This window comes from Moritella dasanensis ArB 0140 (assembly GCF_000276805.1).
GTDB classification, from domain to species: domain Bacteria; phylum Pseudomonadota; class Gammaproteobacteria; order Enterobacterales; family Moritellaceae; genus Moritella; species Moritella dasanensis.
Genome location: NZ_AKXQ01000037.1, coordinates 1 through 21,468 on the forward strand (window position 1 = coordinate 1; position 21,468 = coordinate 21,468).

Annotated in this window: 21 protein-coding genes; 14 read left to right on the forward strand and 7 right to left on the reverse strand. The window is 40.9% G+C overall.

Annotation, left to right across the window (positions count from 1 at the left end; all coding sequences use genetic code 11):
* Positions 1-174 precede the first annotated feature (174 nt).
* The gene (locus tag A923_RS0120715) at positions 175-735 is read left to right on the forward strand and encodes a DUF1415 domain-containing protein (RefSeq protein ID WP_017223608.1); all 561 of its coding nucleotides are present in this window, start codon (positions 175-177) and stop codon (positions 733-735) included.
* Positions 736-796: 61 nt separating this feature from the next.
* Here A923_RS0120715 and pyrI read toward each other — a convergent pair whose 3' ends face one another.
* Both pyrI and pyrB read right to left on the reverse strand, forming a co-directional pair.
* Positions 797-1,258: an aspartate carbamoyltransferase regulatory subunit gene (gene pyrI / locus A923_RS0120720; protein WP_017223609.1), complete on the reverse strand. Its 462-nt coding sequence runs from the start codon at positions 1,256-1,258 to the stop codon at positions 797-799.
* A 3-nt stretch (positions 1,259-1,261) separates the two neighbouring features.
* Entirely contained in the window at positions 1,262-2,194 is a 933-nt protein-coding gene (pyrB, locus tag A923_RS0120725; protein ID WP_017223610.1) for an aspartate carbamoyltransferase, read from the reverse strand.
* A gap of 337 nt (positions 2,195-2,531) precedes the next feature.
* Between pyrB and A923_RS0120730 the strand changes: the two genes are divergently transcribed.
* The 8 genes from A923_RS0120730 (at position 2,532) to tuf (ending at position 8,574) form a co-directional block, all read left to right on the forward strand.
* Entirely contained in the window at positions 2,532-2,915 is a 384-nt protein-coding gene (locus tag A923_RS0120730) for a RidA family protein (RefSeq protein ID WP_017223611.1), read from the forward strand.
* 12 nt (positions 2,916-2,927) lie between these two features.
* Complete coding sequence (gene tusD / locus A923_RS0120735; protein ID WP_017223612.1) at positions 2,928-3,326, forward strand: sulfurtransferase complex subunit TusD; 399 nt, start codon at positions 2,928-2,930, stop codon at positions 3,324-3,326.
* Positions 3,327-3,348: 22 nt separating this feature from the next.
* Positions 3,349-3,705, forward strand: a complete 357-nt coding sequence (tusC, locus tag A923_RS0120740) for a sulfurtransferase complex subunit TusC (RefSeq protein WP_017223613.1) — start codon at positions 3,349-3,351, stop codon at positions 3,703-3,705.
* A gap of 14 nt (positions 3,706-3,719) precedes the next feature.
* Complete coding sequence (gene tusB / locus A923_RS0120745) at positions 3,720-4,010, forward strand: sulfurtransferase complex subunit TusB (RefSeq protein ID WP_017223614.1); 291 nt, start codon at positions 3,720-3,722, stop codon at positions 4,008-4,010.
* A 231-nt stretch (positions 4,011-4,241) separates the two neighbouring features.
* Positions 4,242-4,616, forward strand: a complete 375-nt coding sequence (rpsL, locus tag A923_RS0120750) for a 30S ribosomal protein S12 (protein WP_006033662.1) — start codon at positions 4,242-4,244, stop codon at positions 4,614-4,616.
* An 84-nt stretch (positions 4,617-4,700) separates the two neighbouring features.
* The gene (gene rpsG, locus A923_RS0120755; protein ID WP_017223615.1) at positions 4,701-5,174 is read left to right on the forward strand and encodes a 30S ribosomal protein S7; all 474 of its coding nucleotides are present in this window, start codon (positions 4,701-4,703) and stop codon (positions 5,172-5,174) included.
* Positions 5,175-5,242: 68 nt separating this feature from the next.
* Entirely contained in the window at positions 5,243-7,336 is a 2,094-nt protein-coding gene (gene fusA / locus A923_RS0120760) for an elongation factor G (protein WP_017223616.1), read from the forward strand.
* Positions 7,337-7,389: 53 nt separating this feature from the next.
* Entirely contained in the window at positions 7,390-8,574 is a 1,185-nt protein-coding gene (gene tuf, locus A923_RS0120765) for an elongation factor Tu (RefSeq protein WP_017223617.1), read from the forward strand.
* Positions 8,575-8,697: 123 nt separating this feature from the next.
* On the opposite strand, the gene A923_RS0120770 is transcribed toward tuf, so the two are convergent.
* The 5 genes from A923_RS0120770 to hslR form a co-directional block, all read right to left on the reverse strand.
* Positions 8,698-11,040: a Tex family protein gene (locus A923_RS0120770; protein WP_017223618.1), complete on the reverse strand. Its 2,343-nt coding sequence runs from the start codon at positions 11,038-11,040 to the stop codon at positions 8,698-8,700.
* A 48-nt stretch (positions 11,041-11,088) separates the two neighbouring features.
* Positions 11,089-11,574: a transcription elongation factor GreB gene (gene greB, locus A923_RS0120775; RefSeq protein ID WP_017223619.1), complete on the reverse strand. Its 486-nt coding sequence runs from the start codon at positions 11,572-11,574 to the stop codon at positions 11,089-11,091.
* A 162-nt stretch (positions 11,575-11,736) separates the two neighbouring features.
* Positions 11,737-13,368 (reverse strand): phosphoenolpyruvate carboxykinase (ATP), encoded by a 1,632-nt coding sequence (gene pckA / locus A923_RS0120780; RefSeq protein ID WP_017223620.1) that lies wholly within the window; start codon positions 13,366-13,368, stop codon positions 11,737-11,739.
* A gap of 169 nt (positions 13,369-13,537) precedes the next feature.
* Positions 13,538-14,419: an Hsp33 family molecular chaperone HslO gene (gene hslO, locus A923_RS0120785; RefSeq protein ID WP_017223621.1), complete on the reverse strand. Its 882-nt coding sequence runs from the start codon at positions 14,417-14,419 to the stop codon at positions 13,538-13,540.
* Between the two features lie 19 nt (positions 14,420-14,438).
* Positions 14,439-14,840, reverse strand: a complete 402-nt coding sequence (hslR, locus tag A923_RS0120790) for a ribosome-associated heat shock protein Hsp15 (RefSeq protein ID WP_026006396.1) — start codon at positions 14,838-14,840, stop codon at positions 14,439-14,441.
* Between the two features lie 418 nt (positions 14,841-15,258).
* On the opposite strand from hslR, the gene gspC reads away from it, so the two are divergent.
* From gspC to gspG, 5 genes are read left to right on the forward strand one after another with little or no spacing between them, the layout of a single operon-like run.
* Positions 15,259-16,131: a type II secretion system protein GspC gene (gene gspC / locus A923_RS0120795; protein WP_017223623.1), complete on the forward strand. Its 873-nt coding sequence runs from the start codon at positions 15,259-15,261 to the stop codon at positions 16,129-16,131.
* Positions 16,132-16,184: 53 nt separating this feature from the next.
* Positions 16,185-18,284: a type II secretion system secretin GspD gene (gspD, locus tag A923_RS0120800; protein ID WP_017223624.1), complete on the forward strand. Its 2,100-nt coding sequence runs from the start codon at positions 16,185-16,187 to the stop codon at positions 18,282-18,284.
* Positions 18,285-19,784 (forward strand): type II secretion system ATPase GspE, encoded by a 1,500-nt coding sequence (gene gspE, locus A923_RS0120805; protein ID WP_017223625.1) that lies wholly within the window; start codon positions 18,285-18,287, stop codon positions 19,782-19,784.
* A gap of 2 nt (positions 19,785-19,786) precedes the next feature.
* Entirely contained in the window at positions 19,787-21,007 is a 1,221-nt protein-coding gene (gene gspF, locus A923_RS0120810; RefSeq protein WP_017223626.1) for a type II secretion system inner membrane protein GspF, read from the forward strand.
* Between the two features lie 25 nt (positions 21,008-21,032).
* Positions 21,033-21,467: a type II secretion system major pseudopilin GspG gene (gspG, locus tag A923_RS0120815; protein ID WP_017223627.1), complete on the forward strand. Its 435-nt coding sequence runs from the start codon at positions 21,033-21,035 to the stop codon at positions 21,465-21,467.
* Position 21,468: the final 1 nt, after the last annotated feature.

Consider the following 21,468-nt stretch of genomic DNA (forward strand, 5'->3'; position numbering starts at 1 on the left):
TGATTCAAGACTTTGTCTTGAACGAAAAAAGCCGATATCATTGATATCGGCTTTTTTTATACCTGTAAATTATTAAACGTTAAGCTCAAATTTATCTAATCTATTTTCATCATCTAATTTTAATCACTGTATTCTGTGGTTAACTCGTCAATTTCGAACGTTTAGGATCCTAGCATGACAGATAACCATGAAATAATTAAATTACAGACATTGAAATGGGTGAAAGATATTATTGTGAAATACAATATCTGCCCATTTGCTAAAAAAGAATTAGAGCGTAAAACGATTCATTGTGCTGTTCTTGATTCTGGTGATTTAACTGAATTATTAGAGCATGTTAACGCAGAGTTCATCCGCCTAGATACGAATAAAGATATTGCCACAACACTGGTTGTGATGCCTAAACTTAGTGCTAATTTTGATAACTTTCTCGATTTAATTGATTATGCCAATGATTTATTAGAAATGCAGGAGTATGAAGGTATTTATCAGTTAGCGCATATGCATCCTAAGTATCGTTTTGATGATACAACACTACAAGATGCCGCTAACTTTACTAATCGTTCTCCATATCCAATACTGCATATTATTCGCGAAGATGAGATGGCACGTGTCTTAAGGGTGTTTCCAAACCCAGAAGAGATACCTGAGCGCAATATTGAGCTTTTAAGGGCTAAAGGGTTTGCTGAAATAAAAGCTGAGCTAGACGCGTGTTTTAACGTAGAAAATAAGTAGACGATAAAACCTTTCCGATAGAGAGTAAAATATTACCTCACTCTCTATCGTTCACTTTAAACTAAACCTGTTCGGTAATGATGTCTTTTGAGAATGTTTTCTCACAGTATTTACATTTTAAACCGATATTACCTTTTGTTTTTTTGATTGAAAAACAAGAGATAACAGGCTCGCCATGCGTAATACAATTGGAATTAGGGCATGGGAACACATTTTCCACTTCATTTGGTAGCGTTAAGGCATGCTTATCTGTTACGTGGAAATTTTCAATTATATTGACCGTCGCATTGGGTGCTAGTAGCGCTAATTGGTTAGCTTGTGATTTGGTTATCTCAGTATTTTCAACTTTGATAAGATCTTTTTCACCCCCATTATTTGTCGGTAAATTAAAGCCTACTGTTACACGTTGTTTTGTATCTGTGAGGTTGAATAGCTTTAAAATTTTAACGCCTTGTCCTGATGGGATATGATCAATGACGTAGCCATTACAAATAGCCTCTACTTGCATATGATTATTTTTCATTTATTACTCTCCGATTGTTTCATTTAACACTAGTGCAAGTAATGCTTCACGCGCATAGACCCCGTTTTCAGCTTGTTGGAAATAGTAAGCATAAGGTGTTTTATCTACATCAATAGTGATCTCATCAACACGTGGTAATGGGTGTAAAACTTTAAGGTTTGGTTTTGCGTGTTCTAATGAACTTGCTGATAAGATAAAACCCGCTTTCATGTGTTGATATTCGGTTTCATCAAAACGTTCTTTCTGAACACGAGTCATGTACAGGACATCAATCTCTGGAACCACTTCTTCTATCGATGAATAAGTTGCATAACTGACATTTTGTTCGTCAAGTTCATCGCAAATATACTCAGGCATTGCTAACGCGTCCGGTGAAATAAAGTGGAATTTGCATCCTTCGAATTTAGCTAACGCTTGTGCTAAAGAGTGCACTGTTCGACCATATTTTAAATCACCGACAAACGCGATGTTTAAGTTGTCTAAGCGGCCTTGTGTTTCGTAGATAGAAAATAGGTCTAACAAAGTTTGTGTTGGGTGCTGATTAGAACCATCACCACCGTTGATAACAGGTACATTGGAAAATTCTGATGCTAATCTTGCAGCGCCTTCTTGAGGGTGACGCATCACAAATGCATCGGCATAGCTTGAGATAACACTAATTGAATCAGCAAGTGTTTCACCTTTCTTCGCAAGTGAAGTATTACCCGCATTATCGAAACCAATAACAGTGCCACCTAATCGCTGAATCGCAGTTTCGAATGACAATCGTGTACGCGTCGATGCTTCAAAGAAACAGCTTGCAATGACTTTGTGTTTTAACAGTTCGGGCTGTGGCTGCTTTTTTAGTTTTGCCGCAGTTTTAACAATAAGTTCTAGCTCATTACGTGAGATATCATTGATAGATACGATATGTTTTCTAAATAACGGATTTAGCATTGTTGTGCCCTGATGATCAGAATTATCCTAAAAAAAAGCCTCATATAAATAGTTATGAGGCCTTACAAATTTGAATGGATAGGGGGAGAGTTAGATGATCTAATAATATGAACATGCATTATTCTCTTGCCCGCTAAACACAATTAGTAATTTTAGCCTAAATTAAAAACCACAGAAAGCACTAATAAAATTAATTTCATGTAAAAAAATCTATAAAGTTTAAACTAATCGTTGCTCTAAATTTGCTTATTGAGCATGTTATTAAATATAATGCATCTAGATAGTGCAATATACTCGCTCTGAATATGGGAGCTTTGATAAACTTATGGAACTTACAATGAGCAAAAAAATCATTTCTACAACGAATGCACCTGCTGCAATTGGTCCGTACTCACAAGCTAACCAACTTGGTAATATGGTTTTTACTTCAGGACAGATCCCATTAGTACCTGAGACGATGGAAATCATTGAAGGCGGCGTTAAAGAACAAGCTGAATTAGTAATGGAAAACCTAATGGCAGTACTAAAAGCGGCGAATGCAAGTGCAGATACAGTAATCAAAACAACATGTTTCCTAAAAGATATGAATGATTTTGTTACGTTCAATGAAGTATATGCTCGTTATTTCCCAGAAAATGCACCCGCGCGTTCATGTGTTGAAGTAGCTCGGTTACCTAAAGATGTATTAGTTGAAGTTGAAGCTATCGCTTACACACTTTAATTAGGTCTATTTATGTCTGAATCTTTAACTATTGCTGTGCTTGTTACAGGCCCTGCATATGGGAGTCAGGACGCTTTAAGTGCGTATCATTACGTGAAATCTGCTGTTGCCTTAGGTCATACTATCCAACGTGTATTTTTTTATAATGATGGCGTGCTTAATGGTTCTACTCTTACATCGCCAGCCGCGGATGAGTTTGACTTATATAATGCTTGGTTAGTGCTAGCTCGTGAACATCTATTTCCTTTAGATATATGTTCAGGTGCCGCGTTAAGGCGGGGTATTATTGATCAAAATGAAGCGGATAGGATTGGTAAGAGTCAGTTTAATCTTGAGTTACCATTTCAGTTAACGGGACTAGGTCAATTAGCAGCGTCGATTGTGACTGCCGATCGGGTTATTCAGTTTTAATTATCTATATTTGGTTGAAAAAATGTTGAGAGCCGCATTCGTTACTCGTCAAGTTCCGCATGGCACTAGCCTTGCCAGAGAAACACAAGATGCCATTCTTGCTACCTCTGCATTAACAGAAGCGTTAAGTGTATTTTTTATTGGTGATGGCGTTTATCAATTAGTAAGCCAACAAAAGCCACAGGCTATCGCTTGTCGTGATTTTGCGCCTACATTTGCTATGTTTGAACTCTATGATATTGAAAACATTTATGTGTGCGCAGACTCGCTGTTAGAGCGTGGTATTAGTGATGTCGACTTGGTTATAGACGTCGAGCGTTTAACGCAGCCGGAAATTAATCAACGTATACGTCAGCACGCCATTATTTTGAATTTTTGATTGGTGATAAAATCATGCTTCATATTATTAAGTCATCCCCGTTCTCAAGAAATACATTTATTGACAGTATCGCCTATTTTAATGATGGCGATGCGGTGATCTTTATTCAAGATGCCGTCGTTATTACGGCATCACAGCATAAATATGCTAAAATACTTCAAGATCTGATGCCAGAGTTAAGTGTTTACTCTTTGACTGAAGATTTGAATGCGCGTGGGCTAAGCTGTATTTTAGGACAGCAAGTTAGCTACCCTGAATTCGTTAATCTTACCGTGGCGCATTTGCAAACTCAGACTTGGAATTAATTAAGTCTGAATCTATACGAATTCTTTGTCGTTGCACTACAAACTATGGGTAAATTTTTATCTCGTAGTGTTGAAAAAGCGCTTTATTTACGATTTATTGGTTAATAAACTGATTTATTTTCAATAATACTGTTGTTATGCTTGACAGCTAAAGGCGCAATGACTAAAATTCTGCGTCCCTATATTAGGGATGATTTTTCACACGTAAAAAACTCAACGGAGCTATTTTAAATGGCAACTACTAACCAATTAGTACGCAAGCCTCGCGTAAGAAACGTTACAAAAACTAACGTTCCTGCTCTTGAAGCTTGTCCACAACGTCGTGGTGTTTGTACTCGCGTATACACTACTACTCCTAAAAAACCTAACTCGGCTCTACGTAAAGTAGCTCGTGTTCGTCTAACTAACGGTTATGAAGTTACTTCATATATCGGTGGTGAAGGTCATAACCTTCAAGAACATAGTGTTATCCTAATCCGTGGTGGTCGTGTTAAAGATTTACCGGGTGTTCGTTACCATACAGTTCGTGGTGCGTTAGATACAGCTGGTGTTAGCGACCGTCGTAAAGGTCGTTCTAAATATGGTACTAAACGCCCTAAGAATTAATAATTCTTCGTTTAGTAAGGCCAAGCAAACTGTTAACTATTTATTAGTTTTGGGTAATACCTGAAGCACAACGAGGAATAAGAGATGCCAAGACGTCGCGTCGTAGCTAAAAGAGAAATTTTAGCAGATCCAAAATTCGGATCAGAAATCCTAGCAAAATTCATCAACATCGTAATGGTAGACGGTAAAAAATCTACTTCAGAAGCGATTGTATATGGTGCGCTAGAAACTATCTCTACTAAAAGTGAAGATAAAACACACCTAGAGCTTTTCGAAATCGCTTTAGACAATGTTCGTCCATCGGTTGAGGTTAAATCTCGCCGTGTTGGTGGTTCAACTTACCAAGTGCCTGTAGAAGTTCGTCCTTCTCGTCGTAATGCACTAGCTATGCGCTGGTTAGTTGAAGCAGCACGTAAACGTGGTGAAAAATCAATGGCTGCTCGTCTAGCTGGAGAGCTATTCGACGCTGCTGAAAACAAAGGTTCTGCGGTTAAGAAACGTGAAGACGTTCACCGTATGGCTGACGCGAATAAAGCATTTGCTCACTATCGCTGGTAATTTATTGACGCAGATTTTAAATCTGCGTCAACTACTTTCTGTCTAGGTTTCCTAGTAAGGGATTTATTGTGGCACGTACAACTCCGATCGAGCTCTACCGTAATATTGGTATTGTTGCTCACGTTGATGCGGGTAAAACTACAACTACAGAACGTGTTTTATTCTATACCGGTCTTTCACATAAGATGGGTGAAGTTCATGATGGCGCTGCCACTATGGATTGGATGGAACAGGAGCAGGAGCGTGGTATTACCATTACTTCTGCAGCGACAACAACAATGTGGAAAGGTATGGATGCGCAATTTAAGCAGCACCGTATCAACATCATTGATACTCCGGGACACGTTGACTTCACTATTGAAGTAGAACGTTCTTTACGAGTACTTGATGGCGCAGTTGTCGTTTTTTGTGGTGCATCAGGTGTTGAACCACAATCTGAAACGGTTTGGCGTCAAGCTGATAAATATAAAGTACCACGTGTCGTATTCGTTAATAAGATGGATCGCACAGGTGCGGATTTTGAAGCTGTAATTGACCAAATTCGTAATCGTTTGGGCGCAACTTGTGTTCCTATCCAGTTAAATATTGGTGCGGAAGAAGAGTTTGAAGGCGTAATTGATTTAATTAAGATGAAATCAATTAGCTGGAATGACGCAGATCAAGGGATGTCATTTAGTTATGGCGAAATTCCTGCAGATCTACTTGAGCGTGCAGAAGAATTACATGAAGAATTAGTCGATGCTGCCGCTGAAGCTAACGATGAGCTTATGGATAAATACCTTGAAGAAGGTGAATTATCTGAAGAAGAAATTAAAGCTGGTTTACGTCAACGCACGCTGAACAACGAGATCGTACTTGCGACTTGTGGTTCCGCCTTTAAAAATAAAGGTGTACAAGCGGTACTTGACGCAGTGGTTGAATTTCTTCCTAGCCCAACGGAAGTGAAAGATATCAATGGTATTGATGACGACGAGAACGAAGTTACTTGTCCATCAGATGACGATGCACCGTTTGCTGCATTAGCCTTTAAGATCGCCACTGACCCATTTGTTGGTACACTCACATTTATGCGAGTTTACTCTGGTGTGGTTAATACTGGTGATAGCGTTTATAATTCTGTTAAGCAGAAGCGTGAACGTTTAGGTCGTATTGTGCAAATGCATGCGAATGATCGTCAAGAATTGAAAGAGATCCGTGCCGGTGATATTGCTGCTGCGATTGGTCTTAAGGATGTTACTACTGGTGACACGCTTTGTGATGTTAATCATAAGGTTATCCTTGAGCGTATGGACTTTCCGGAACCGGTTATCCAAATTGCAGTAGAGCCTAGAACAGTAGCCGATCAAGATAAGATGGCTATCGCGCTAAGTAAATTAGCAGCGGAAGATCCATCGTTCCGTGTTGAAACTGACGAAGAGTCAGCACAAACACTGATATCTGGTATGGGTGAACTTCATCTGGACATTATTGTTGACCGTATGCGTCGTGAGTTTAACGTTGAATGCAACGTTGGTAAGCCTCAAGTCTCATATCGTGAATCAATTCGTGATTCAGTTAAAGCAGAAGGTAAATTCATTCGCGAATTAGGCGGAAAAGGTCAATATGGCCATGTTCTGCTGAAACTAGAACCGCTTGACGCGGGTGCTGGTTATGAATTTGTGAATGAAATCGTTGATGGTGAGGTTCCTAGTGAATTCATCCCAGCGGTTGAAAAAGGTTGTAAAGATCAGATGGACCAAGGTGTGTTGGCAGGATATCCTATAATGGATGTTCGTGTTACACTCTACGGTGGTTCATTCCACGATGTTGATTCCAATGAAATGGCATTCAAGGTCGCGGCTTCATTTGGTTTCAGACAAGGTGCTTTGGATGCAAATCCCGCTTTGCTTGAGCCGATGATGAAAGTAGAAATTACCACTCCAGAGGAGTGGATGGGTGATGTTGTAGGTGACGTAAGCCGTCGTCGCGGCATGATCGATGGTATGGATGATGGCCACGCTGGTCTTAAAATTATCCATGCTAAGGTTCCTTTGTCTGAAATGTTCGGTTATGCAACCGCTCTACGTTCAGCTACTCAGGGCCGCGCTTCATACTCAATGCAATTTCTTGAGTATAACGAAGCTCCAAAAAACATCGCTGACAAAATTATTGAAGCGAAATAAAGTAGTCTTTATCATAAGATAGAGGCTTAACTGATAATAAGAAGGTACACGTCGTGTCTAAAGAAAAATTTGTACGTAGTAATACCCACGTAAACGTAGGTACAATTGGTCACGTTGACCATGGTAAAACAACTCTAACAGCAGCAATCACAAACGTACTTGCAAAAGTATACGGTGGTGAAGCTAAAGATTTCGCATCAATCGATAACGCTCCTGAAGAAAGAGAACGTGGTATCACGATCAACACTTCACACGTTGAATATGATACACCTAACCGTCACTACGCACACGTAGATTGCCCAGGTCACGCCGATTATGTTAAAAACATGATCACTGGTGCTGCTCAAATGGACGGCGCGATCTTAGTTGTTGCTGCTACTGATGGCCCTATGCCACAGACACGTGAGCACATCTTGCTTTCTCGTCAAGTTGGCGTTCCTTACATCATCGTATTCATGAACAAATGTGATATGGTTGATGATGAAGAACTACTTGAACTAGTAGAAATGGAAGTTCGTGAACTTCTTTCTGAATATGACTTCCCAGGTGATGACCTACCAGTTATCCAGGGTTCTGCTCTTAAAGCGCTTGAAGGCGTTCAAGAGTACGAAGACAAGATCATTGAACTAGCAGACGCGCTAGATTCATATATCCCTGATCCTGAACGTGCTATCGACATGCCTTTCATTATGCCTATCGAAGACGTATTCTCAATCTCTGGCCGTGGTACTGTTGTAACTGGTCGTGTTGAGCAAGGTATCGTTAACATCGGTGATTCAGTAGAAATCGTTGGTATCCGTGATACTCAAACGACTACTTGTACTGGTGTTGAAATGTTCCGTAAACTGCTTGACGAAGGTCGTGCTGGCGAGAACATTGGTGCACTTCTACGTGGTACTAAACGTGAAGATGTTGAACGTGGTCAAGTACTAGCTAAGCCTGGTTCAATCACTCCGCATACTAAGTTTGAATCTGAAGTATACGTACTTTCTAAAGAAGAGGGTGGTCGTCACACTCCTTTCTTTAAAGGTTACCGTCCACAGTTCTACTTCCGTACAACTGACATCACTGGTGCTGTAGAGCTTCCAGAAGGTGTTGAAATGGTTATGCCTGGTGACAACCTTAAGTTTGTTGTTGAGCTAATCAACCCAATCGCGATGGAAGAAGGTCTACGCTTCGCTATCCGTGAAGGTGGCCGTACTGTTGGTGCTGGTGTTGTTTCTAAAGTAATCGCTTAATTCGATTAGTTTAAACAATATATAGAAAGGTCGCTTAGGCGGCCTTTTTTTTCATCTGTAATTTATGTCTCAAGTTTAAAATAGGTGACGAATAAAGTCCGCCACCATTTATTTATTCAGTTATTAATGTTTCTTGGCCTTTGCAAAGGCGTCCGCAAACGCATTGTTACTAAAACCTGAACTTCTCGCTTCTGTTTTGCTTTGTCTTTTGAGTTGTGATTGCTTAGCGGATTTATGGCTGCTCTCAAATGTGGTTTTATTGTTTGTCACTGCATGATTACTCGTTGCAGAAACTTCATCATTTAATCGCATCGTGAGTGCAATACGTTTTCTGGCTACATCCACTTCGGTGACCTTCACTCTTACGATTTGACCTGCTTTAACCACAGTGTTGGGATCTTTAACAAAACCCTCAGCTAATGCAGAAATATGCACAAGCCCATCTTGATGAACACCGATATCAACAAACGCGCCAAAATTAGTGACGTTACTCACCACGCCTTCAAGTATCATATCGACTTTCAGATCAGTCATTTTTTCTACACCGTCTTTGAAGGTGGCCGTTTTAAATTCGGGACGTGGATCTCGGCCGGGCTTATCAAGTTCAGCAATAATGTCTGTCACCGTTGGTAAACCAAATTGTGCATTGGTATAGTCTGCTGGATTTAATGTGTGAAGGAGTGTTTTATTACCAATTAACACTTCAACTTTATGACCAGTGTTCACCGTTATCTGTTTTACTACAGAGTATGACTCTGGATGCACACCTGAGGAGTCTAATGCTTCTTTGCCATTATGGATACGTAAGAATCCTGCGCATTGCTCAAAGGCTTTAGGACCTAGTCTAGCGACTTTTTTCAATTCGCTACGTTTATTGAAAGCACCGTTTTCATCGCGATATTTTACAATGTTATTGGCGATGGTTGCATTTAGTCCGGCAACACGCGAAAGCAAAGGTGCTGAAGCCATGTTTAAATCAACACCAACTTTATTCACACAATCCTCAATCACAGTATCCAGTTGTTTAGCGAGCAAGCTTTGGCTTACATCATGCTGATATTGACCGACACCAATCGCTTTAGGGTCAATCTTAACGAGCTCTGCAAGTGGATCTTGCAAACGGCGTGCAATAGACACCGCGCCACGGATGGAAACATCCAGTTGTGGAAATTCATTAGCAGCCAATTCTGATGCTGAATACACTGATGCGCCGGCTTCGCTGACCATGATTTTTTGTAATTTCAGTTCTGGTTTGGCTTTGATTAATTCGGCAACAAGTTTATCTGTTTCTCGTGAAGCAGTGCCATTACCGATACTAATGAGTTCGACGTTATAGCGCTTACACAGCGTTGCTAATGTTGATAATGATTGCTGCCACTGTTGCTGCGGTACATGTGGGTAAATGGTGGTGTGGTCGAGTAATTTACCTGTTGCATCGACAACTGCAATCTTAGAACCAGTACGTAGACCAGGATCCAAACCTAAGGTAACTTTCGGTCCTGCTGGCGATGCCATGAGTAATGCCGTCAGGTTGGCCGCAAATACTTTAATGGCTTCAACTTCAGCCGACTCTTTCATCTTACCGATTAATTCGGTTTCTAATTGACTCAGTAACTTTTGCTTCCAGCTGCTGTGTACTACAGATTTCAACCATTCATCTGCGGGTTTATTTTGATAATGAATGCCGAGGTGCTTCGCGATAATGACTTCGCAATAACTGGTCGTGTTTTTTTCGGTAAATTCAGGATCAGCATTTAAACCGATCTGTAATTCACCGGCATTTTTGCCACGTAACATAGCGAGCATACGGTGTGATGGTACGTTCGCGATACCTTCACTGTGGCTAAAGTAGTCTTTAAATTTACTGTCTTCAGTGGCTGATTTTTTGTTTTGTTTTGATTCCAGCGTAGCATGTCCGAGTAACTGTCTACGTACTTTAGCAATAAGCTCGGCATCGACACTGGCTTTTTCCATCAGAATGAACTTTGCACCTTCTAACACTTGTTCTGGTTCAGTAAAACTGGCGTCAGAAGTGGTAAATTGCTTAGCAAGTTGTAATGGCTGCTGCTGAGGGTTTGCTATCAGCGATTCTGCTAACGGTGTTAATCCGGCTTCAATGGCAATTTGGCCTTTGGTACGGCGTTTGGTTTTAAAGGGTAAGTACAGATCTTCTAAACGTGTTTTAGTTTCTGCTGCATCGATGGCGGCGGTTAACCGTGGGGTTAGCTTATCTTGTTCGGCGATATTTTTTAAAATTGTCTCACGGCGAACGTCTAATTCACGTAAATAAGTAAGGCGTTGCTCTAGCGTTCTTAATTGACCATCATCTAAGCCTTCGGTGGCTTCTTTTCGGTAGCGAGCGATAAAAGGCACGGTAGAACCTTCATCAAGTAATTTAATTGCAGCGTTAACCTGGCGGACATGCGCATTGATCTCTTGCGCGATGAGAGTAGCTAATTTAGACACTTTGCATCCTTAAAATGAATCGATTTGTGATGACATGAATTCTGATGATTACTCTATAAATGGTGCGTATTGGATCTTGTTGATGTACCAGCGCTTATTACCTGCTGGTGTATGCACGTCTGCTTCATCATCCACTTGTTTACCAATAAGCGCTTTGGCCATAGGGGAATCAACGGTAACAAAATTACGTTGTGGGTCTAATTCGTCACGTCCGACGATACGGCATTGAATGACTGAGGCATCATCATCTTCTAACTCGACATAAGCACCAAAATAGATGGTGCCATCTTGCTGTGGGTGATAATCAACGATCTCTAATACTTCGAGACGTTTAACTAAAAATCGGATCTCACGGTCGATGCTACGCAGTAGATGTTTATTTTCTTTGTAGTCGGCATTTTCACTGCGATCACCGAGCGAAGCAGCCCAAGACACAACTTTTGTGACTCTCGGTCTCTCTTGTTTCCAGAGATACTTAAGGCGTTTATCCAAAGTTTCCCAGCCGACGCGGGTGATTAAGTTTGATATAGCCAATGCGATGACCTTGTTAAATGATATTGAGGGGAAATTATAGCAATAGCGTCGCTGAATAGCTCATTTTCGTTATTCGAGGTATAAAAAATGCCAGCTCGATAACTCGATACTGGCATTTTTATGCATTTATTAAATAGACATAACGTTCAATTTAAATAAAGCTTAAAGTTGTGGACCTGCAGCAAGCAGTGCTTTGCCTTCTTCGTTATCCGTGAACTTCTCGAAGTTGTTCACGAAACGTTTAGCAAGGTCTACTGCTTTCTCTTCCCATACGTTTGCATCTTCATACGTATCACGTGGGTCAAGGATCTTAGTATCACAACCTGGTAGTGTTGTAGGTACTTCTAGATTGAAATAAGGGATTGTTTTGCTTTCCGCTTTGTCAATAGAGCCATCAAGGATAGCATCGATGATTGCACGAGTATCTTTAATTGAAATACGCTTACCTGTGCCATTCCAACCTGTGTTAACCAAGTAAGCTTGTGCACCAGATGCTTCCATACGTTTTACTAACTCTTGACCGTATTTAGTCGGATGAAGAGAAAGGAACGCAGCGCCGAAACAAGCTGAGAATGTCGGAGTTGGTTCCGTAATACCACGCTCAGTACCCGCTAACTTAGCTGTAAAGCCTGATAGGAAATGGTATTTAGTTTGCTCTGGCGTTAGTTTAGATACCGGTGGTAAAACACCAAATGCATCTGCACTTAAGAAAATAACTTTATTCGCGTGACCGCCTTTTGAGATCGGTGTAACGATATTTTCGATGTGCTCGATAGGGTAAGATACACGGGTATTTTCTGTTTTTGAACCATCATTATAATCAACAACGCCGCCGTCAAGTACGGTTACGTTTTCAAGTAATGCATCACGACGAATTGCGCCGAAAATTTCAGGTTCAGCTTCTGCACTTAATTTAATTGTTTTTGCGTAACAGCCGCCTTCAAAGTTGAATACACCATCATCATCCCAGCCGTGTTCATCATCACCGATTAATTGACGTTTTGGATCGGTAGATAACGTTGTTTTACCGGTACCTGAAAGACCAAAGAAGATCGCTGTTTCACCTTCAGCGCTAACGTTTGCTGAACAATGCATTGATGCAATACCTTGCAGTGGCAATAAGTAGTTCATGTAAGAGAACATACCTTTTTTCATTTCGCCGCCGTACCAAGTACCACCAATAAGTTGAATTTTCTCTGTTAAGTTGAAGGCAACAAAGTTTTCAGAATTTAGGCCGTGCTTTTCCCAATCTGGGTTTGTGCATTTAGCACCATTCATTACCACGAAATCAGGTTCGTAAGTTGCTAAATCTGCATCACTAGGACGGATGAACATATTCTTAACGAAATGTGCTTGCCATGCTACTTCAGTGATGAAACGAACTTTAAGACGGGTATTGGCATTGGCACCACAATAAGTATCAACAACGAATAAACGTTTGGTTGATAGCTGCTGTGTTACCAGTGTTTTCAGATCACTCCATACATCTTGCGTGATCGCTTTGTTATCATTTTTACCTTGATCTGACCACCACACTGTATCGCGTGTTGTATCATCACGAACAATGTATTTATCTTTTGGTGAACGACCTGTGAAAATACCAGTATCAACGGCAACAGCACCTGATTCAGTCACAGTACCTTTTTCGTAACCTTCGAGGCCTGCTTTTGTTTCTTCTGCAAAAAGTAGCTCGTAAGAAGGGTTATATACGATTTCTTCAACATCCTTGATGCCATATACCGATAGATCGATAGTGGCGCCAATAACTGTATTATTATTTTTTACGTCTGTCATTGGTATCTCCTGGGGGTACAGAGTTTAATTTATTGTTTCAGATTAAATTAAGTTGGGTTTTAAATTACATTTAGTATTAATGGGTGCACTAACGGCACCCTTATTAACAGTATCGTACTGTTAAACGATGTGTTGTGGTGTATTTTCTACACTCTTATTCACATTTTGTTTAATGTACTGGGTTGCCGATTTGTGGAGAATGTATATCTTCTACATCTCCCGCATTAAAGGCATAAAGTGAACCGCAATAATCACAGTGCATCTCTATTTGTCCTTTTTCAGCAATAATATCAAGTAACTCTTCTTTTGCTACACTGAGTAATGCTACCGCGCTACGTTCGTGCGAACAACCACATTTAAACGATACCGTTTGTGGATCGAATAAACGTACTTTTTCTTGGTGATAAAGTCGTACTAACACATCTTCAGCATCAAGATTAAATAATTCTTCATCTTTAATTGTTGCTGTTAACGCTGCTAGGTGTTCAAAATCTTCATGCGAACTTTTCTTGTCGTCTGATGCGGGTAATTTTTGTATCATCATGCCAGCAGCGTGTTTTCTATGGCCGACTTTACCGGTGCGGAACCACAGGCGTGTCGTTAACTGCTCAGATTGTTCAAAGTATTGCTCTAGACATTCTTGTAACGTTTCACCACCAAGATCAACGATACCTTGATAACGTTCGCCTTTGTCTGGTGAGATAGTAATAACCATCACGCCTTTACCAATCAATTCTTTTACATTGTTTGTGTCTGGTATTGAACCATTCCAGCGAGCCACACCACGTAGTTCAAGTTCTTCGTTACCATTAATAACGGCAAGTGTCACCGGACCATCACCTTGTAATTGAACCGTAATTGAGCCTTTAAATTTTAATGTCGCGGTTAAGAGACTTGTTGCGACTTGTAACTCACCAAGTAGGCGTTGAACGGGTCTTGGATAGTTTAGCTTTTCTAAGATATCAATAAAGCTTTGTTCAAGTTGTACAATCTCACCGCGTACTTGATGATCTTCAAATAGGTAACGGTGTAATAAATCTTTCTGGCTCATAATATTCTCGATGTTAAAGTTAATGATTTTTTATCCGCAATATCTCACGACGTTGTTTTTTGTCGGGACGTTTATCAGGGCGAGGGCTATGCAATGTATTCAGTTTACGCGCGACATCATTTTGTGCACGCTTTTCAACACTGGTTGGTGTTTCTTCATACAAAGTCGCCGCTTCTGGTGCCCCTCTCCTTTGTGCGGAAAGCTGCTTTACGATCACTTCCTTTTCATCAAAGCCTTGTCTTATTTTTATTGTTGCACCCAACTCAACGGTTTTACTGGGTTTTGCCCGCTGATCATTGTAGCGAATCTTGCCACTCTGAATCATTTCTCTGGCGATGGCACGAGTTTTATAAAACCGTGCTGCCCACAACCATTTATCGAAACGTACGTCACTACTATCTGGTTTGGTATTTTTTGACATAATTAATGCAACCATATTCCAAATAAACGTTCTAATCGACTTGATTATAACAGATAAACAAAGCAGTAAGAGAGTCTTTTATTGGGGTGGTATACACATTTTATTAACTAAAGTAGCTAGTATATTTCACATTTCTTTCATCGTGGTTTCATTTGTAAGTGTTGTCATATCAGTGTGGCGAATAATCAGAATTCATATATCCTTGAAAGGCAGTGAATAATTATAGTTACAGGATGAAAAGTATTAAGCATTTGTTATTATTCGACTGATTTTATTAGTTTTGTGTTGTAGAGGCTTGTATGGAGCAAGCTCGGAGGCTACTATTGTTCGGTTAATTTGCGTCATCTATCAGATAAACTTCAAACGTTGCTAGACGTACCTTATTTTTAAAATAATGCTGTATTAGGGTAATACCAAAATGGACAATTTAGATGCTCTTAAGCAGCTGTTAATTAAATTACCACAAAAACAAATGGCGACCGGGTGTTGTTATTTACTACTGGCTGTATTTTGCTATCAATCAGCGTTGTTAACTTGGCAACTATGGCCTACCTCATCAAATGTTGTCGCCTCTTGGCAACCAGAAATAAGCAGATCTAACAATCAAGCCACAAGTTATGACTTAAATACGTTTCGAAACTTGCATTTATTTGGTAAACAACAGACCGAAAAATCAGCGCCTATAGTCGCTGACAATATCGATGCGCCAAAAACACGTCTGAACTTAACGTTATCGGGTCTTGTGGCGAGTAGTGAACCAAGCCTTGCATTAGCGATTATTGAATATAAAGGCAAGCAAGAAACATATGCGATTGATGATGAGATAAGTTCAACGAATGCGATATTAAAGCAGGTATTTACTGACCGTATTATTATTGAATATCAAGCAAAATTAGAAACCTTAATGCTTGATGGTGAAGAGTTCTCACGTGAAAGTAGTCAACGCCCATCTCGTGAAAATCGTGCAGAGAAAGCACCGGCAGGTCTGTCTAATTTACGCAAAGATTTATTAGCAAACCCAGCCTCTATTACTGATTATGTGCGTATTTCTCCGGTTCGGAAAGATGGCAAGTTGGCGGGTTACCGTGTTAATCCGGGTAAAAACCGTGAATTATTTAAAGAAGTTGGTTTAAAGCCCAATGATCTCGCCGTATCGTTAAACGGATTTGATTTAACTGATACTCGACAAGCAATGGAAGTTGCCAAACAATTGAAAGATTTGACGGATATGTCGCTCACCGTTGAGCGTGATGGGCAATTACACAGCATTTATTTAAGTGTGCCAGAGTAGTCATTTATACGATTTATATAGTAGGTCGTAAAGTTAGGTAGCTAAGGATAAAGATGAACCTTAATAACGTTGGAAAAAAATTAACAAGCTTAGCCTCAGGGATATTGCTGAGTTTGAGTGGTATGGCCGTGGCTGCCGACTATTCTGCTAGCTTTAAAGGTACCGATATTAATGAGTTTATTAATGTTGTCGGTAAAAACTTAAATAAAACAGTTATTGTTGATCCGAGTGTGCGTGGCAAGGTGAATGTGCGCAGCTATGATCTGTTGAATGAAGAGCAGTACTATCAGTTTTTTCTTAATGTATTAGATGTATATGGTTATGCGGTTGTGAAGATGGACAACGGCGTACTTAAAGTGATTAAAAGTAAGGTGGCCAAGACCTCAAGTATACCTGTCGTGGATGATAAAAACCCAGGTCAGGGTGATGAGATGGTCACGCGTGTCGTTCCTGTACGTAACGTATCTGTACGTGAACTGTCGCCTTTGCTACGTCAATTAAATGATAATGCTGGCGGCGGTAATGTTGTGCATTACGAACCGTCGAATGTATTAATGCTAACCGGCCGCGCCGCCGTGGTTAATCGCTTAGTCGAGATTGTCCGTCGTGTGGATAAAGCTGGTGACCAAGAAGTTGATATTATTCATCTTAAATATGCATCAGCAAGTGAAATGGTGCGTATTATTGATAGCCTTACTAAAGGCGATGGTAAATCAAAGATCCCCAGTATTTTACAACCCAAAGTGGTTGCCGATGATCGTACTAATTCAGTCGTTATAAGCGGCGATCCAAAAGCCCGCCAGCGTGTAGCCACTCTAATTCAACAACTTGACAGTGAGTTAGAAAGTACCGGTAATACGCGGGTTATTTACTTAAAATATGCCAATGCGAAAGAAGTGTCTGAAGTATTAAAAGGTGTCGGTGGTTCGATTGATGGTGGGAAGTCCGCTTCATCAAAGTCTAAATCAAGCTCAAAATCAAATCTGAGTATTGAACCACATGAAGATACCAATGCGTTAGTTATCACGGCACAGCCAGATGTGATGCGCACGCTTGAGCAAGTGATTAACCAACTCGATATTCGTCGTGCTCAAGTCTTGGTTGAAGCAATTATCGTTGAATTGTCTGAGGGTGACGGGGTTAATTTTGGTGTCCAGTGGATCTCAGAAGCCGGTGGTACCCAATACAATAATGGTACGCAAGTACCGCTTACCACTATCGGTGCAGGTATTTATGATGCACAAGATGTTACAACGACAACGTCTGGCATAGATGTTAATGGCAAACCATATACCACAGAGTCAACAACCTCTGGTGATGTATCTACTCTCGCGTCAGCATTGAGCGGTATCAATGGCCTTGCGATGGGCGTGATGAATAGCGCGGGTAGTTTTGGTGCGATCATTCAAGCGGCTGCTAATGATTCACAGTCCAACATTCTGGCAACGCCAAGTATTATGACGCTTGATAATCAAGAAGCATCCTTTATTGTCGGTGAAGAAGTGCCGGTTATTACTGGTTCATCGACAGGCTCTGGTAATGATAATCCGTTCCAAACCGTTGAGCGTCAGGAAGTCGGTATTAAGTTAAAAGTAACACCACAAATTAATGAAGGTGATGCCGTTCAGCTCACTATTGAACAAGAAGTATCGCAAGTATTGGGCTCAACATCAGTGGATGTGACGTTTGCCAAACGCCAAGTGAATACCACTATTTTAGCGGACAGTGGTCAAACAATTGTCATTGGTGGTTTATTGGATGAGCAAGTAACTGAAAGTGTTTCCAAGGTACCTTGGTTAGGTGATATCCCTTGGATTGGTAATTTATTTAAATCGACCTCATCAAGCACTCGCAAACGTAATTTGATGGTCTTTATTAAACCCACGATTATTCGTGATAATGCGTCGATCCGCGGCGTGAGTAATCGTAAATATAGTTTAATGCGCGCCCATCAATTATTACAGCAAGAAGACGGTGTGGCATTAATGCCAAATACCAATGTCCCAGTATTGCCTAAATTCAATCAAGAGCGTGTGATTTCCCCTGCGCTACGTAAATATCTCGAAGAACAAGATAACCAAACTGTGGAGTTTGATGTGACGACTAAACCTGATTCGACAGACTCTGAATCGTTGAAAAGCGGAGCTGAGTAGATGAGTACTCAGGACTACGAGGAGGTAAGCGAAAGTGAACGTTTACCTTTTTCGTTCGCTAAAAAATTTGGTGTGGTGTTAAGTGAAATTGATGATGCGTGGGTGCTGTATCATAAAGCCGATGTCTCCCCTGCGACCATATTGGAAGTGCGCCGCAATCTTGGCCAAGCATTTCGATTAGTGTTGTTAGATGATGATGCATTTGAGCTAAAGCTGACGCAAGTGTTTCAACGTGATTCATCAGAAGCGCGGCAATTAATGCAAGATATTGGTAACGAAGTCGATTTTTTTACCTTAGCCGAAAAGTTGCCTACTGAAGAAGATTTATTAGAGTCTGACGATGATGCACCGATCATTAAATTGATTAATGCCATGCTCAGTGAAGCGATTAAAGAAGGTGCGTCGGATATTCACGTTGAAACATTCGAACGTGCCTTGGTGATCCGTTTCCGTATTGACGGGGTATTAAGGGAGATCTTAAAACCAAATCGTCAATTAGCCTCATTATTAATCTCACGTATTAAAGTGATGTCAAAAATGGATATCGCGGAGAAACGTATTCCCCAAGATGGCCGTATTTCATTACGTATTGGTGGCCGTGGCGTTGATGTACGTGTATCAACTTTACCTTCTAGTTTTGGTGAGCGCGTGGTAATGCGTTTGCTCGATAAAAATAACGCCAAACTAGAATTAGTGCACTTAGGGATGACGTTAGATAATCGTAATAAGATGTCGGAACTTATTCATAAGCCGCACGGTATTATTCTTGTTACCGGTCCAACGGGGTCGGGTAAAAGTACGACCTTGTATGCCGCGTTATCGGATATAAACAGTAAAGACCGTAATATTTTAACGGTAGAAGATCCGGTTGAGTATCAACTTGATGGTATTGGTCAAACACAAGTGAACCCAAAAGTTGATATGACCTTCTCACGTGGCTTACGCGCTATCTTACGTCAAGATCCCGATGTGGTGATGATTGGTGAGGTACGTGATTTAGAGACTGCACAAATTGCTGTTCAAGCCAGTTTAACTGGTCACTTGGTACTATCGACTTTACATACTAATACGGCGGTTGGTGCTGTGACGCGTTTACGTGACATGGGATTGGAGCCGTTCTTATTATCCTCAAGTATATTGGGAGTACTAGCACAGCGTTTAGTCCGAACACTTTGTCCTGATTGTCGAGAAAGTGCGCCGCCGACCGAGCGGGAACTTGAGCAATTAGCATCAAACCGTGTCGCGGATGTGAGTGTCATTTATCATTCCAAAGGTTGCGAGAAATGTAACAACACAGGTTATCGAGGCAGAACCGGTATTCATGAGTTGTTAATCGTCGATGAAGATGTACGAGACATGATCCACAGTGGCGCGGGCGAGCAGATTGTTGAACGCCATATACGCCCCTTTACGCCAAGTATCCGTCAAGATGGTATAGCTAAAGTACTTGCGGGTGTCACCACCCTAGAAGAAGTACTTCGTGTGACAAGAGAGGGATAATCATGCCAGCATTTTCTTATTTAGCGATGGATACAAAAGGCAAAAAGAAAAAGGGTGTCTTAGAAGCTGATGGACCAAAACAAGCGCGTAATTTATTACGTGAAAAAGGCTTAACACCGCTTGAAGTCGAAATGTCTGCAGCGGCTGAACAGAAAAAAGCCTCAGGGATGTTCACGTTTAAACGAGGTATTAGTACCGCGGATATGGCGCTGTTAACGCGTCAATTATCGACGTTGATTGCGGCATCACTACCGCTAGAAGAATCTTTAAAAGCGGTTGCCGAGCAAAGTGAATTACCCCGTATTCAGAATATGATCTTAGCAGTGCGCAGTCGTGTCGTCGAAGGTCATACGTTAGCGGAAAGTTTCGCTGAATTTCCTCATGCTTTTGATCATTTGTATTGTGCGATGGTTGCGTCAGGTGAAAAATCCGGACATTTGGATAAAGTATTGAATCGTTTAGCGGACTATACCGAGCAACGTCAAAAAATGTCCAGCCAACTGACACAGGCGATGATCTACCCAGTGATGTTAACGCTGGTGGCGATTGGTGTTGTGTCATTGCTGTTAACCAGTGTGGTGCCTAAAGTTGTAGGTCAATTTGAGCACATGGGGCAAGAGTTACCGCAAATCACCCAAATACTGATCGCACTGTCTGATTTTGTCAGTAATTATGGTTTGTATCTGGTGGTTGCGATTGTCTTACTGATTATCGGGGTGAAACGGTTATTGTTAAAACCCGCTAATCGCTTGGTATTTGATGAACGATTATTAAAAATACCTGTCATTGGTAAGATCAGCCGTGGCATTAATACCGCACGTTTTGCGCGTACGTTAAGTATTTTAAATGCCAGTGCAGTGCCCTTGCTTGAGAGTATGTCGATTGCAGGGCAAGTATTAACCAATATGCATGCGCGTCGCTTAGTTGAAGGCGCAACGAGTCGTGTGCGAGAAGGGACTAGCTTAAGAGCGTCATTAACGGAAACGAAGTTATTTCCGCCAATGATGCTACATATGATCGCCAGTGGTGAACAAAGTGGTGAACTCGGCCCAATGTTAGAGCGTGCTGCGGATAACCAAGATTCACAATTTGAAGCGCAAGTAGCAATGGCGTTAGGCATTTTTCAACCCTTGCTGGTGGTGAGTATGTCGTTTGTTGTATTATTTATTGTGATGGCAATTCTTCAGCCAATTTTGTCTTTAAACCAGATGGTTGCAGGTTAGATTTTTATTTTAAGTAGAGGATGTTATGAATAACAAAAAACGGAATGTATCAGGTTTTACGCTGTTAGAGATCATGGTCGTTATTGTGATCTTGGGTGTGCTTGCATCCATGGTTATCCCTAATTTATTAGGCAACAAAGAAAAAGCCGACCGTCAAAAAGTAGTATCAGATATTGTGGCATTGGAAAATGCGATGGATATGTACAAGCTGGATAACAGCCGCTACCCAACAACAGAACAAGGCCTGGATGCATTAGTTGAAATGCCGGATGTTGATCCTGAACCAAGAGACTATCGTAACGGTGGTTATATTAAGCGTTTACCACAAGACCCTTGGGGTAATGAGTATCTACTTGTAAGCCCGGGTGAAAATGGCCAAGTTGATATTTATTCTATCGGTTTAGATGCTGAAGAAGGTTCTGATGATGATATCGGTAACTGGAACATGCATGACAAGTAAT

What these genes read in the sequence shown, in the direction of transcription:
- gspG (WP_017223627.1), top strand. Translation starts at nt 21,033, where the DNA reads ATGAATAACAAAAAACGGAATGTATCAGGTTTTACGCTGTTAGAGATC.
- pckA (WP_017223620.1), bottom strand. Translation starts at nt 13,368, where the DNA reads ATGACAGACGTAAAAAATAATAATACAGTTATTGGCGCCACTATCGAT.
- A923_RS0120730 (WP_017223611.1), top strand. Translation starts at nt 2,532, where the DNA reads ATGAGCAAAAAAATCATTTCTACAACGAATGCACCTGCTGCAATTGGT.
- gspF (WP_017223626.1), top strand. Translation starts at nt 19,787, where the DNA reads ATGCCAGCATTTTCTTATTTAGCGATGGATACAAAAGGCAAAAAGAAA.
- gspC (WP_017223623.1), top strand. Translation starts at nt 15,259, where the DNA reads ATGGACAATTTAGATGCTCTTAAGCAGCTGTTAATTAAATTACCACAA.
- pyrI (WP_017223609.1), bottom strand. Translation starts at nt 1,258, where the DNA reads ATGAAAAATAATCATATGCAAGTAGAGGCTATTTGTAATGGCTACGTC.
- tusD (WP_017223612.1), top strand. Translation starts at nt 2,928, where the DNA reads ATGTCTGAATCTTTAACTATTGCTGTGCTTGTTACAGGCCCTGCATAT.
- tusB (WP_017223614.1), top strand. Translation starts at nt 3,720, where the DNA reads ATGCTTCATATTATTAAGTCATCCCCGTTCTCAAGAAATACATTTATT.
- A923_RS0120715 (WP_017223608.1), top strand. Translation starts at nt 175, where the DNA reads ATGACAGATAACCATGAAATAATTAAATTACAGACATTGAAATGGGTG.
- gspE (WP_017223625.1), top strand. Translation starts at nt 18,285, where the DNA reads ATGAGTACTCAGGACTACGAGGAGGTAAGCGAAAGTGAACGTTTACCT.
- pyrB (WP_017223610.1), bottom strand. Translation starts at nt 2,194, where the DNA reads ATGCTAAATCCGTTATTTAGAAAACATATCGTATCTATCAATGATATC.
- rpsL (WP_006033662.1), top strand. Translation starts at nt 4,242, where the DNA reads ATGGCAACTACTAACCAATTAGTACGCAAGCCTCGCGTAAGAAACGTT.
- tusC (WP_017223613.1), top strand. Translation starts at nt 3,349, where the DNA reads ATGTTGAGAGCCGCATTCGTTACTCGTCAAGTTCCGCATGGCACTAGC.
- rpsG (WP_017223615.1), top strand. Translation starts at nt 4,701, where the DNA reads ATGCCAAGACGTCGCGTCGTAGCTAAAAGAGAAATTTTAGCAGATCCA.
- hslR (WP_026006396.1), bottom strand. Translation starts at nt 14,840, where the DNA reads ATGTCAAAAAATACCAAACCAGATAGTAGTGACGTACGTTTCGATAAA.
- hslO (WP_017223621.1), bottom strand. Translation starts at nt 14,419, where the DNA reads ATGAGCCAGAAAGATTTATTACACCGTTACCTATTTGAAGATCATCAA.
- gspD (WP_017223624.1), top strand. Translation starts at nt 16,185, where the DNA reads ATGAACCTTAATAACGTTGGAAAAAAATTAACAAGCTTAGCCTCAGGG.